Here is a 13,974-nt window from a genome sequence, read left to right on the forward strand (position 1 = left end):
GGGGCGGGGGCCGCCCGGCCCCGGCGGCCTGGTCGGTGGGGCTAGAGGAGTCCGATCTCCTGGTCCAGCACGTCGAAGAGTTCGTCGTCGGTGACCGAGTCGAGCGCGTCGTCCTCGTCGCGGGTGCGGCCGTCGGCGTCACCGTGGGTGTCCTGCCAGCGGCGCAGCAGCGCCTCCAGCCGGGAGGTGATGCGCGGGCGGGCCCCGGCGTCGGGCTGTGCGGCGGTGAGGCTCGCGTCGAGTTGGTCGAGCATGGCCCACAGCGCTTCGGAGGCGTCCTGTTCCCCGGATCCGTCGTCGATCAGTCCGGTGAGGTGCGCCGCGACGGCGCGGGAGTCCGGGTGGTCGAAGACGAGGCTGGCGGGGAGGCTGAGGCCGGTGGCGCTGCCGAGCCGGCGGCGGAGTTCGACGGCGGCCAGTGAGTCGAAGCCGATGTCCTGGAAGGCCCGGTCGGCGCCGACCGCCTCGGGGCCGGGGTGGCCGAGCAGGGTGGCGACGTGGGTGCGGACGAGTTCCAGCAGAATGCGGCCCCGCTCCTCCTCGCTCCGGCCGGCGAGGCGGCCGCGCAGTTCGGCGGCGGCGGAGAGACCCGTGCCCGGACGGGTTCCGGCGCGGCCGGGCGTGCGGACCAGTGTGCCGAGTACGGGGGGCAGGTGGCCGGCGAGGGCGCGCAGGGCGCCTTGGTCGGGGTGGAGGGCGAACAGTGCGGGGGCCGGGGTGCGCAGCGCCTCGTCGAGGAGTGCCGTGGTGCGCTCGGCGGTCAGCGGCAGCAGACCGGCGCCGACGGTGGTGTTCTGCGGGGTGAGGGCGACGGCGGTCGCGGGGAGGCCGAGGGCGTGCCGGTGCCGGGCGAGGGTGTCCAGGAAGGTGTGCGCGGCGGCGTGGTGGGCCTCTCCGGCGCTGTGGACGAGACCGTGGGCCGAGGTGAGGAGGACGAAGGCCGACAGGTCGAGGCCGGTCGTCAGCTCGTGCAGGTTCCAGGCGGCGTCGGCGTGCCGGCGCAGCGCCTCGTCGAGGAGGTGCGGGGTTCGTTCGCCGATCGGCGCGCTCTCCCCGGCGGGCCCCGTGTGGACGACGGCGGTGAGCGGGCCGGGGAGGCCGGAGAGGAGGGCGGCGAGCGCTTCGCGGTCGGCGGGGTCGCAGTCGCTGAAGGCCGGTTCGGCATCGGTGCCTGCGGTGAGCGCGTCCGTCTCCCCGGGTGCGGTACCGCCGCCGGCGACGAGGACGTGGCGGGCGCCGAGCGCGGTGACGAGGCGGCGGACCAGCGCGGCGCCCGTCGTGGAGGGTCCGCCCGTGACGAGTACGGTGCCGCCGGACGCGGGGGCGGGGGCGGCCGCGTCGGTGGCCGGTTCCGCTGGGACCAGTTTCGGTACGAGTACGGTGCCGCCCCGGACGGCGAGTTCGTCGGCGCCGGTGGCGAGGGCGTCCGGCAGCGCGGTCGCCGAGGCGTCCAGCCCGTCCACGTCGGCGAGGACGAACCGTCCGGGGTGTTCGCTCTGCGCGGCCCGGACGAGGCCCCATACGGCCGCGTGCCGGACGTCCGGCGCCTCGTCCCCCGCCGCGACGGCGTGCCGGGTGACAACGGCCAGCCTGCTCGCGCCTCCGTCCGGGGCGTGGCGGAGGAACTCCCTCATGTGTGAGAGGACTTCGGCGGCGTGCGTGCGTACGGCGTCCGGCTCGTCGCCGGTCTGATCGGCCAGGGGCAGCAGGACGAAGCCGGGGGCGTCCCCGTCCAGCGGCTCGCGCGGGTCGAAGGCCGGGAAGGGAAGGCCGGTGCGCGGGTCGTCGAGGGGCCCTGCGGCGGCGAGGACGGCGGTCCTGGCCCCGAGGTCGGCGATGTCGACGGGAGCGGGCGCCCACTCAAGCCGGTACAGCGCGCCCTGGGGGGTGCCGGTGGTCAGTTCGGCGGCGGTGACGGGCTTCCACGCGATGTCCTCGGCCGTCAGGACGGGCCGTCCCTCGCCGTCAGCGCAGTGGAACGACACGCGGTCCGGGCCGGTCGGGCGGACCCGTATCCGCAGTTCGGCGGCGCCCGCGCGGTGCACCTGTACGCCGGTCCAGGCCGCGGGGCTCAGCGGCGCGTCGCCGCCCGGCTCCTCGCCTGCGGACAGGGCCCCGAAACGGGCCAGCTGGACGGCGGCATCGAGCAGGGCCGGGTGCAGCGCGCACTGCTCCGGGGCCGTCTCCTCGCCGAGTACGGCGTCGGCGAAGAGCTCGTCCCCGCTCCGCCAGGCGGAGCCGATGGTGCGGAAGGCCGGGCCGTGTCCGTGGCCGAGGGCGAACAGCCGGTCGTAGAGGGTGTCCGGGTCCAGCGGGGTGGCGCCGGGCGGCGGCCAGGCGGCCGGGTCCGTGACCGGCTCGGCGGCCGCCGTGGCGAGGACGCCCCGGGCGTGCCGGACCCATGCCGCGTCGTCGTCCTCCGCCTGCGCGCCTTGGTTCCTGGAGTGGATGTCGACCGTACGGCGGCCGTCGTCCGCGGGCGCGCCGACGGTGACCCGGAGTTCGGGTCCGGGGCCGGCCGTCAGCGGCAGCTGGGCCGTGACCGTCAGCTCGTCCAGGCGGAGGCAGCCGGTCCCCGCTCCGGCGCTGAGGGCGAGGTCGGCGAAGGCGGCGGCGGGCAGGACGGTGGCCCCGAGAAGGTCGTGGTCGTCGAGCCAGGGCAGTTCGGCACGGTTCGGCCGGCCGGTCAGGAGGGCGCCGCCGTCGGGCAGCGCCACGACAGCGCCGAGCAGCGGGTGTTCCGTGGTGCCGAGTCCGGCGGCGGCGAGGTCGGCCCCGGCCCGTTCGGGCAGCGCCCAGAACGGTTCGCGGCGGAACGCGTACGTCGGGAGGCCGACGCGGCCCGCTCCGCTCCCCGCGAAGAACTCCGCCCAGTCGACCGGGACATGGCGTACGTGGGCGAGCGCGAGTGCTCCGACGAGCTCCGCCGCCTCGTCGCGGTCGCGGCGCGACAGCGGCAGGAACGCGGCGGTGCTCGTGTCGGGCAGGCAGGCGGGGCCGAGGGCGGACAGCGCGGCGTCGGGTCCGATCTCCAGGTAGGTGGTGACACCCGCCTCGTCCAGGGTGCGTACGGCGTCGGCGAACCGCACGGTCCCCCGCACGTGCCCGACCCAGTGCCCGGGGTCGGCGAGGTCGGCGGCCGTCACGACGCGTCCGGTCAGGGTGGACACGATCGGGACGGACGGCTCGGTCACGGTCAACCCGGCGGCGGCGCGCGCGAAGTCGGCCAGCATGGGTTCCATCAGCGGCGAGTGGAAGGCGTGCGACACCCTCAGCGGCTTGGCCGAGCGGCCCAGCGCCGCGAAGTGGTCCGTCACGGCTCGTACGGCGGTGGCGGTGCCCGAGACGACGACGGACTCGGGACCGTTGACGGCGGCGACGGCGACCTCGGCGGTGAGGAGCGGTGCCACCTCGTCCTCGCTCGCCCGCAGGGCGGCCATGGCACCGCCCTCCGGCAGCGCCTGCATCAGCAGGCCGCGGGCGGCGACCAGGCGTGCGGCGTCCGGCAGCGTCAGGGCCCCGCTGACGTGGGCGGCGACCAGTTCGCCGATCGAGTGACCGGCGAGGAAGTCGGGGCGGACGCCCCAGGACTCCAGCAGCCTGAACTGGGCCACCTCGAAGGCGAACAGCGCCGCCTGGGTGTACCCGGTGCGGTTCAGGGCGGCCTCGTCCTCGCGCACGACGTCGGCGAGCGGCCGGTCGAGGTGGGCGTCGAGCGCGGCGACGGCCTCGTCGAAGGCCCGCGCGAAGACGGGATGGGTACGGTGCAGCCGCCCGCCCATGCCGAGGCGTTGGGAGCCCTGGCCGGAGAAGAGGAACGCGGTCGGTCCGCCTCCGGCGCGTCCGGGGTCCTGCGCGGTCACGAGCGAGGCGGCGGTGCCGCCGTCCGCGAGCACGGCCAGGTCGTGCATGGCCCGGGCCCGGTCGGTGACCAGGAGCGCGGCACGCTGTTCCAGGGGGGTACGGGTGGTCGCCAGGGAGTGGGCGATGTCGAGTGCGCTCGCGGCGGGGCGGGACTCCAGGTGGGTCAGCAGCCGGGCGGCCTGGCGGGCCGTGCCCTCGGGGTCGCGGGCCGACAGGAGCCACGGCACGGGGACGGGGGTCGGGGTCGGGGTGCTCTGCTCGGTGGCTTCGGGGGCGGCCTGCGGCGCTGCCGTATCGGGCGCCGGCGCCTCGATGATCACGTGGGCGTTGGTGCCGCTGATGCCGAACGACGAGACTCCGGCGCGGCGGGGACGGTCCAGCTCGGGCCACGGACGCGCCTGCGCCAGCAGCGCGACGTCACCCGTCTCCCAGTCGACCTGGGGCGAGGGCTCGTCCAGGTGGAGGGAGGCGGGGAGGACGCCGTGCCGCATCGCCTCGACCATCTTGATCACCCCGGCGATACCGGCGGCGGCCTGGGCGTGCCCGATGTTCGACTTGATCGAGCCGAGGTACAGCGGCCTGCCCTCGGCGCGGTCCTGGCCGTAGGTCGCGAGCAGGGCCTGCGCCTCGATCGGGTCGCCCAGGGTGGTCCCGGTGCCATGGGCCTCGACGGTGTCCACGTCGGCGGCGCCGAGTCCGGCGTTCGCGAGCGCCTGGCGGATGACGCGCTGCTGGGACGGGCCGTTGGGGGCCATGAGCCCGTTGCTGGCACCGTCCTGGTTGACGGCGCTGCCGCGCAGGACGGCCAGGACCGGATGCCCGTTCCGGCGGGCGTCGGAGAGCCGCTCGATCACGAGCATGCCCGCGCCCTCGGACCAGGCGGCGCCGTCGGCGGCCGAGGAGAACGAGCGGCACCGGCCGTCGCGGGACAGCCCGCGCTGCCGGGCGAACTCGATGAACGTCTCGGGGGTCGACATGACGGTCACGCCGCCGACCAGGGCCAGCCCGCATTCGCCCGATCGCACGGCCTGGGCGGCCAGGTGCAGCGCGACCAGGGAAGAGGAGCAGGCGGTGTCGACGGCCAGCGAGGGCCCTTCGAGACCGAAGGTGTACGAGACGCGGCCGGGGCCCAGCGATCCGGCGGCGCTGTTGCCCGCGTAGTCGTGGTACATCGTGCCGGTGAAGACGCCGGTCGCGGTGCCCTTGAGCGAGAGCGGATCGATCGTCGCCCGCTCCATCGCCTCCCACGCGACCTCCAGCATCAGCCGGTGCTGCGGGTCGGTGGTCAGCGCGTCGTTCGGACTGATCCCGAAGAAGCCGGGGTCGAAGTCGGCGGCGTCGTGCAGGAATCCGCCATGGCGTACGTAGCAGGTACCGGGGCGGGTGGACTCGGGGTCGTAGAGCCGCTCCAGGTCCCAGCCACGGTTGCGGGGGAACTCGGTGATGGCGTCGACCCCGTCGTCGACGAGCTGCCACAGGTCTTCGGGCGAGCGCACCCCACCCGGGTAGCGGCAGGCCATGGACACGATGACGACGGGGTCGTCGTCGGCCGACAGCGCGGCCACGGCCGCGACGGCCGCGGTGCTGTCGCCCGCGAGGAGGGTGTCGAGGTGTCCGGCGACGGCGCGGGCGTTGGGGTGGTCGAAGACCAGGGTGGCGGGCAGTCTGAGTCCGGTGGCGGAGGCGAGCTGGTTGCGCAGCTCCATCGCGGTCAGGGAGTCGAACCCGATCTCCGTGAAGGCCCGGTCGGGCTCCACGTCGGCCGCGGACCCGTGGCCGAGCACGGAGGCCACCTGGGCCCGTACGAGATCGAGCAGGGCGCGCAGCCGCTCCTTGGGCGCCAGGGCGGTCAGGCCGGACCGGGGCTGCCCGGCCGGTACGGCGGACGTGGCGCGCGCCTTGCGGTGCACCAGGCCGGACAGGATGGGGGACGGCGGCTCCGCCGCGCGCAGTGTCCTGAGGTCGAGGCGGACCGGAAGGAGCAGCGCGTCGTCCGACTGCCCGGCCTCGTCCAGCAGTGCCAGTGCGTGGGCCGGCGCGAGGGGTTCCACGCCGGAGCGGCTCATACGTCGCAGATCGGTGCCGTCCAGCCCACTGGCCATGCCGTCGCCGTCGGCCCACAGCCCCCACGCGAGTGATTGCCCGGGCAGGCCCAGTCCCTTCCGCCGGACGGCGAGGGCGTCCAGGAAGGCGTTGCCGGCAGCGTAGTTGGCCTGGCCCGGATTGCCGAGGACGCCGGCGACGGACGAGAAGAGCACGAACGCGGAGAGGTCGAGGTGGGCCGTCAGTTCGTGCAGGTTCCACGCCGCGTCGATCTTCGGCCGCAGCACGCGGGAGAGCTGACCGGCGGTGAGCGAACCGAGGGTGGCGTCCTCCAGCACTCCCGCGCAGTGGACGACCGCCGTCGGCGCGTGCGCGGTCAGCAGGGCACGGGCCGCCTCCCGGTCGGCGAGGTCGCACGCGGCGACCGTTACTTCGGCGCCGAGGCCCGCCAGTTCGGTGCGCAGCCCGGCGGCCCCCGGTGCGTCGGGGCCGCGGCGGCCGGTGAGCACCAGTCGCCGGACGCCGTGCACGGTGACGAGATGACGGGCCACGAGCGCGCCGAGGGTGCCCGTACCGCCGGTGACCAGCACGGTCGCTTCGTCTCCGCCGAACGGTGAGCGGTGCTCCGTGTCCCGGGCCTGCGGGACACGGGTCAGCCTGGGCGCCCACACACCGCTTTCCCGGAGCGCCGATTCGGGTTCGCCGGAGGCGACGGCCGCGGCGAGGCGGGCGCTGTCTCCGTCGGTGTCCGCGAGCAGGATCCGCCCGGGATTCTCACTCTGCGCGGACCGCACCAGACCGGCGACGGCTGCGGCCGCCGGATGTGCGAGCGTCTCGCCCGGCAGAGCGACCGCTCCCCGGGTGACCACGAGCAGCCTGCCGGCCGCGAACCGTTCGTCCGTCAGCCACTCCTGTACGACACCGAGTGCGCGGGCGGTCAGCTCGTGCGCCTCCGACACCGGGTCGCCGACGGGCGACGGGCATTCCCAGACGAGCACGGCGGCCTCGGGCACGGGGCCGTCGTTCCGGTGGTCCCAGGGCACGGCGACGACCTCGGGGGCGGCGGCCGGCGTGAGCGGCGTCCATCGCACGGAGTAGAGGGAACCGCGCTGTGCCGTCCCGGCCGTGGCGTCGACGGAGACCGGGCGGGTGACGAGGGCGCCCACGGAGAACACGGGACGTCCTTCGGTGTCCGCCCCGTCCACGGTGACGCTGTCGGCACCGGACGGTGCGATCCTCACCCGGAGGCGGGATGCGCCGGTGGCGTGGAGGCGAACACCCTTCCACGCGAAGGGAAGATGTGCCGTCCCCTCGTCGCCGGGTGCCGCGTCGGCCCCGTCGAGGAGTGAGGCGTGCAGCGCCGCGTCGAACAGTGCGGGGTGCAGGCCGTAGTGCTCGGCGTCCGTGGCCGCCGCCCCGGGCAGGGCCACCTCCGCGAAGATCTCGCCATCGCGCCGCCAGACGGCGACGAGTCCCTGGAACGCCGGTCCGTACGCATAGCCCTGTGCCGCCAACTGGCCGTACACATCATCCAGTTCCACCGGCGATGCGTCCTGCGGGGGCCAGACCGCGGCGTCGAAGGCAGGTGCCGGTACCTCGGGGAGCAGCACGCCGTCGGCGTGCAGGGTCCACGGTGCGTCGCCCGCTCCGTCGTCCTCGTCCCTCGCGTGCACGGCGACGCTCCTGGCGCCGGTACGGTCGTCGGCGCCCACCACGACGCGGACCTGGACGCCGCCGCGGGGCGGCAGCACCAGGGGCGCCTGGAGGGTCAGCTCGTCGAGCACGTCGCATCCGACCTGCGCGCCGGCGCAGAGCGCCAGCTCCACCAGCCCCGTCCCCGGGAACAGGACGGACGCGCCCATCCGGTGATCGGCGAGCCATGGCTGGCTGTCGAGGGACAACCGCCCCGTGAGCACGGGCCCGTCCGTCCCGGGAAGAGTGACGGTGGCACCGAGCAGCGGATGATCGGTGGTTCCCAGCCCGAGCGAGCCGGGGTCGTTGCCGCCGAGTTCCGCCTCCATCCAGTACCGCTCACGCTGGAAGGCGTACGTGGGCAGATCCACGCGGCGGGCACCCGTGCCCTCGAAGAACCGCGCCCAGTCGACCGGCACACCGCTCACGTGCAGCTGCCCCAGCCCGGTCACCGCCGAGGCCACCTCCGGGCGACCCTTGCGCACCAACGGAACAAAGACCGCCGCCCGCTCCACATCGACCGACTGCTGCGCCATCCCACACAGCACACCATCAGGACCGACCTCGACGAACGACGTCACACCCCGCGACACCACAAACGACACCGCGTCCGCGAACCGCACCGCCTCCCGCACATGCCGCACCCAATACCCCGACGAACCCCACGCCTCAGAAAGATCCCCGGACACACCCGACACCACCGGAACCGAAGGAGCACCGAACGACAGCCCGGACACCACCGCCCCGAACTCCGCCAACATCGGCTCCATCAAAGGCGAATGGAACGCATGCGACACCCGCAACACACTCGTCCTACGCCCCTCACCCGCAAACTTCCCCACCAGATCAGCAACCGCAGCATCCCCACCGGACACCACCACCGACCGGGGCCCGTTCACCGCGGCGATCCCGACCTCGGCATTCAGCAGCGGAAGGACCTCGTCCTCCGTCGCCTCCACCGCCACCATCGACCCACCAGCAGGCAACGCCTGCATCAACCGGCCCCGGGCAACGACCAGTTCCGCCGCATCAGCCAGAGATAGAGCACCGGACACGTGAGCAGCGGCGATCTCGCCGACCGAGTGCCCAACCAGGAAGTCCGGGCGCACCCCCCACGACTCCACCAGCCTGAACAGAGCCGTCTCCACCGCGAACAGGCCCGCCTGGGCGAACATCGTCTGGTTCAGCAGACCGGCATCCTCGCCCCACACCACCTCACGCAGCGAACGCCCCAACCGGGCATCCAGCTCCCCCACGACCTCATCGAACGCCGCCGCGAACACCGGATACGCCTCATACAGCTCCCGGCCCATCCCCAACCGCTGCGCGCCCTGGCCCGTGAACAGGAACGCGACCTTGCCCGCCGGCCGCACCGACCCCCGCACCACCGAAGACGAGATACCACCCTCGGCCAACGCAGTCAGACCCCGCACCAACTCCTCACGGTCCGACGCCGCCACCACCGCACGATGCTCCAACACCGCACGCGACACCACCGACGAGAAACCCACATCCAACAACGACGATGGCTCGGAAACTCCCAACAGCTTCGCCGCCTGCGCACACAGCCCAGCCTCACTCCGCGCCGACAACACCACCGGAACCACCGGCAGCTCAACCGTCGCCAAAACCTCCGGCTCCTCGACCACCGGAGCCTGCTCCACGATCACATGCGCATTCGTCCCACTCAGGCCGAACGACGACACACCCGCACGCCGCGGCCGATCCCGCACCGGCCACGCCCGCGACTCCGTCAACAGCTCCACGTCGCCCGCTGACCAGTCCACCTGCGGCGTCGGCACATCCACATGCAACGTCCTCGGCAGCACACCATGCCGAATCGCCTGCACCGCCTTGATCACACCACCCACACCCGCAGCCGCCTGCGTGTGGCCAAGGTTCGACTTCAACGACCCCAGCCACAACGGATCGCCCTCCGGGCGGCCCTGCCCATACGTCGCCAACAACGCCTGCGCCTCGATCGGATCACCCAGCCGGGTCCCCGTCCCATGCGCCTCCACCAGATCCACATCGGCAGAGGTCAGCCCCGCACCATCCAGTGCCGCACGGATCACCCGCTGCTGCGACGGACCGTTCGGAGCCGTCATGCTGCTCGACGCGCCGTCCTGGTTGATGGCGCTGCCCCGGATCACCGCGAGGACCGGGTGCCCGTTCCGCTGGGCGTCCGAGAGGCGCTCCAGCATGAGGACTCCGACGCCCTCCGAGCAGCCCGTGCCGTCGGCGTCGGCCGCGAAGGACTTGCAGCGGCCGTCCGCCGCCATGCCCCGCTGATGGCTGAAGTAGAGGAACATGTCCGGCGTCGTCATCACCGTCACGCCGCCCACCAGCGCCATCGAGCACTCGTCGGACCGCAGCGCCTGAGCTCCCAGGTGCAGGGCGACCAGTGACGACGAGCACGCGGTGTCCACCGTGACGGACGGCCCTTCGAGGCCGAGGGTGTAGGAGACGCGCCCCGAGACGAGGCTGCCGCCGGTCGTGGCCGCCGCCTCGGTACCCAGGGCGTAGTCGTGGTACATCAGGCCGGCGAAGACGCCGGTGCGGCTGCCCTTCAGGGAGAGGGGATCGATGCCCGCACTTTCCACCGCCTCCCAGGACGCCTCCAGCAACAACCGCTGCTGCGGATCCATCCCCAACGCCTCACGCGGCGAGATCCCGAACAACCCGGCATCGAAATCAGCCGCGTCATACAGAAAACCACCCTCCCGCGTCACCGTACGATCCGGCTTACCCGGCTCCGGATCGTAGATCCCCTCCACATCCCACCCACGGTCCACCGGAAACGCCGACACACCGTCCCGGCCCTCCACCACCAGATCCCACAACTCATCCGGAGAACCCACCCCACCCGGATAACGACACGCCATCCCCACGATCGCAATCGGCTCGCCGCTGGACTTGCGCTCCGCGGCGGCGAGTCTTTTGCGCATGTCGCGCAAGTCGGCTGTCGCCCGGCGCAGATACTCGAGAAGTTTTTCCTCGTTACTCACCGAGCATGCCCTCCTGTGTCATGACGTTCAGCGGACCGCGGATCCGAGCAAATGGCGGAATGAGCGGATGAAGAGAATGAATCGTGGGGTCACTCGGAAAATTACGGTGCCGACGGACCTGTTGCCCACCCCTTAGTCGCGCCCGGGGTCCCCACAATCGGGCCCCTGCCCGGTCGCCGTCACCCCAGAGCGGGGGTGGGGTCGCCGGGCCGTCCGGCCGGGCGGCGCGTGGTGGATCGGGGGTCAGCCGACTGCCCTCACCTGCGAGGAAGGGGGCGGCCACGGAGAACTTGTCCTGCGTCCGTTGAGGGAACGCCCTTCGCGCGACGCCTTCATAGGGGCGGGTAGGGGTACTGGTTCGGGCCCGCCGGGACTAGCGTCGGGCTCCGGCAACCCCTTTCCGGCCGCGCTCGTGGGCGGTCGGTTGCTTCGCAAATCCGGCCGGGCTCGCGGGCGGCCGGCTGCTTCGCATTTCTGGCCGGACGCGCGGCGGCAGACTGCTTCCCGTCTCCGTTCCGGTCCGTCCAGCGGTCCGTCGATCCCGGAACGACCCTTCACCCCTTCGCGCCTGAAACCGGAGTCCTCATGTGGGATGAACAGTTCGACATTCTCCTTCGGAAGCAGCTGTCTTTCCTTCCTCCGGACGAGCCGATCACGGAGGACATGAGGCTGCGCGAATACGGCCTCGATTCGCTGGGCATGATCGAACTTCTCGCGGGCCTCGAAGCCGCTTACGACGTGCGTTTCCGCGACGAGGCGCTCTCGCTGGAGATATTCGAGACCCCGGACGTCCTCTGGAACTCACTGCAACGTCTGCGCTGAGGGCCGCTGCCATGCATAGCGTCCCGGCCCTGCGACTGCACGAGGGCGACCGGGCCCGGCTCGAGGCTCTGACCCGTATGTCGACGGCGCCCGCCGGGCTCGTCCGGCGGGCGCGAATCGTGCTGCTCGCCGCAGGAGGCGTCTCGAACACGGAGGTCGCCGCCCAGTTGCGGGTCTCCCGACCGACCGTCATCAAGTGGCGTTCGCGGTATGCGGATTCAGGTATCGCGGCACTGGGTGATCTGCCCCGGCCGGGGCGCCCCGCGACGGTGGACGAGGTGGCGGTGCTCGTCGCCACGCTTGCCGACGGTGCCAGGCCGCCGGCCCGGCTGCGGGCCCCGTACTGGTCCTCGCGGCTGCTCGCCGACGAGTTGGGGATCGCCCACTCCACAGTGGCGCGCGTGTGGCGCAAGTGGGGGGTACGGCCCCATCGGCCCGAAGCCTTCCAACTGCCGGCCGTGCCACCCCTGCCGCCCGGTGTCCATCAAGGGGTCGTCGGCGTCTTTCGCGCATCGTCGTGGAACGCCGTGGTCCTGCGGGCGGACGAGCGGACGGGGTGCCGGGCCGAGGAGCGGTTCCGCCCCCTGCTGGTCGACCGGGTCGGGCACGCGGCCGACAGCGCCTCCGCGCCGGCCGCCTTTCTGCACCTCCTGGACTCCGTTGCCCAGGCCCACCCCTACCCGAGGCTGCACGTACTCCTGAACGGGACAGGCGCGGTGCGGTCCAGGGGCGTACGCGAGTGGCTCGTGAGAAATCCCCGGGTCTCCCTGCACCACGCGCCGGCCACCCGTCCCTGGGCCGACCCCACCGAGGTCCTCCTGCGGCTCGCGGGAACCGGGCACCGCCCCACCTCATCCATCCATCGCCATCCGGGGAACACTCATGGACCAGACATCGGCCCTCGCTCTCTATGACCGCTTCCTGCGCGGACTGGCACGGTCCCCGGAAGGGGTGGCCGTCCGTGTCGGCGAGGCCTCCTTGACGTACCGGGAGCTGTACGACCGGGCGCTGACCTGGGCGGGCTCGCTCCTGGCCGCGCTCCCGGAGCGCCCGGCCGCGGTGGGCGTGCTCGCAGGCAAGGGGCTCGACGCCTACACGGGAATCCTGGCCTGCCTGTTCACCGGGGTGCCGATGGTTCCGCTACAGCCTTCCTTCCCCGTCCTCCGCACCCTCCAGATGCTTGAGGCGGCGGGGGTGGAGGCGCTGATCGTGGACGCCGAGGCGGTCACGGCGCTGGGGAAGCTGCGCGCGGAAGGCATCGCGCTTCCCGCCCTGCTGGACGGGGATGCCGACGGGGCGGACGGGGTGGTCTCCCCCGCCTCGTCGGCACGCCTGGCACGCCCTCACCCGGTCGCCCCCGACGACATCGCCTATGTGCTGTTCACCTCCGGTTCCACGGGACGGCCCAAGGGCGTACCGGTCACGCATGCCAACGGTGCCCATTACTTCGGCCTGCTCGACGCGCGGTACGACTTCGGACCGCACGACGTGTTCTCCCAGAACTTCGATCTGAACTTCGACTGCGCGATGTTCGACCTGTTCTGCGCGTGGGGTGCCGGCGCCACGCTGGTGGCCGTTCCCGCGGGCGCCTACCGGGACCTGCCGGGTTTCGTCGCCGACCAGGGCATCACCGTCTGGTTCTCCACCCCCAGCGTGATCGGCCTGGTCCGTCGCACCGGCCGGCTGACGGACGGCTCCCTGCCCTCACTGCGCTGGAGCTTCTTCGCGGGCGAGGCGGTGACCTGCCAGGACGTGACGGACTGGCAGCACGCGGCGCCGGGTTCGGCTGTCGAGAACCTCTACGGCCCGACCGAGCTGACGATCACCATCACGCGGCATCGCTGGTCGCCCGTGACCTCGCCCGGCATCTCGGTCGCGGGTGTCGTCCCGATCGGACCGGTTCACGCGGGCCACGCCTGGATGTTGATCGGCGAGGACGGCGAACCGGAATTGCTGGAAGGCGAGTTGTGCGTCGCCGGCCCGCAGCTGACCGCCGGATACCTGGACCCGGCCGATGACGCGGGCCGCTTCCTCGACCGCGACGGGGTCCGCTACTACCGGACGGGCGACCGGATCCGCGTGGGTGAGGACGGTCAGTTGCTCTACCTCGGCCGGCTGGATCAGCAGGTTCAGGTCCGTGGCGTACGGGTCGAACTGGCGGAGATCGACGAGGCGCTGCGCCGGTGTCCGGGGGTGGAGGACGCCGTGGCGGTGCCCGTGCCCTCCGAGCAGGGCATCACCCTGGCCGCTTTCCACACCGGAGCGCGCGTTCCGCCCGTCGCCCTGGCCCGCGAGCTGAGCAGCACGCTCCCCCGGGCCGTACTCCCCCAGCACTTCTTCCACATCGCGGAATTCCCGCTCAACCCCAATCGGAAGATCGACCGGCGGGCACTGCTGCGCCGGGCGCTGGAACTGCTCGGCCGTTCGCACTGAAGCCCCGGCGGCACAAGGCCTCCGGACCCCGGCCGGCCACAGATGAGCACGTGGATGAGCACCGGAATGAGTACGCGACACGCTCACGCGTACCTGATACGCTCAGCGTGTT

The 13,974-nt window shown here is 72.8% G+C and carries 4 protein-coding genes; 3 read left to right on the top strand and 1 reads right to left on the bottom strand.

Translation table 11 applies throughout. The features are described from left to right. Positions 1-41: 41 nt before the first annotated feature. Positions 42-10,607 carry an SDR family NAD(P)-dependent oxidoreductase gene (locus tag ACIQMX_RS00020; RefSeq protein ID WP_402473998.1) on the bottom strand — a complete coding sequence of 3,522 codons (10,566 nt, stop codon included), beginning with the start codon at positions 10,605-10,607 and terminating at the stop codon, positions 42-44. A gap of 585 nt (positions 10,608-11,192) precedes the next feature. Here ACIQMX_RS00020 and ACIQMX_RS00025 point away from each other — a divergent pair. From ACIQMX_RS00025 to ACIQMX_RS00035, 3 genes are read left to right on the top strand one after another with little or no spacing between them, the layout of a single operon-like run. Beyond that, the gene (locus tag ACIQMX_RS00025) at positions 11,193-11,429 is read left to right on the top strand and encodes an acyl carrier protein (protein WP_363078918.1); all 237 of its coding nucleotides are present in this window, start codon (positions 11,193-11,195) and stop codon (positions 11,427-11,429) included. Between the two features lie 11 nt (positions 11,430-11,440). Beyond that, positions 11,441-12,343: a helix-turn-helix domain-containing protein gene (locus ACIQMX_RS00030; RefSeq protein WP_363078917.1), complete on the top strand. Its 903-nt coding sequence runs from the start codon at positions 11,441-11,443 to the stop codon at positions 12,341-12,343. Beyond that, the gene (locus tag ACIQMX_RS00035; protein WP_363078916.1) at positions 12,312-13,862 is read left to right on the top strand and encodes an AMP-binding protein; all 1,551 of its coding nucleotides are present in this window, start codon (positions 12,312-12,314) and stop codon (positions 13,860-13,862) included. The genes ACIQMX_RS00030 and ACIQMX_RS00035 overlap by 32 nt, the downstream gene beginning before the upstream one ends. Positions 13,863-13,974 lie beyond the last annotated feature (112 nt).

The organism is Streptomyces sp. NPDC091416 (assembly GCF_044756845.1).
Taxonomy (GTDB): Bacteria; Actinomycetota; Actinomycetes; order Streptomycetales; family Streptomycetaceae; genus Streptomyces.

Bases quoted from the DNA above. Each gene is read 5' to 3' on its own strand.
- ACIQMX_RS00035 (WP_363078916.1), top strand. From the start codon at position 12,312: ATGGACCAGACATCGGCCCTCGCTCTCTATGACCGCTTCCTGCGCGGA.
- ACIQMX_RS00025 (WP_363078918.1), top strand. From the start codon at position 11,193: ATGTGGGATGAACAGTTCGACATTCTCCTTCGGAAGCAGCTGTCTTTC.
- ACIQMX_RS00030 (WP_363078917.1), top strand. From the start codon at position 11,441: ATGCATAGCGTCCCGGCCCTGCGACTGCACGAGGGCGACCGGGCCCGG.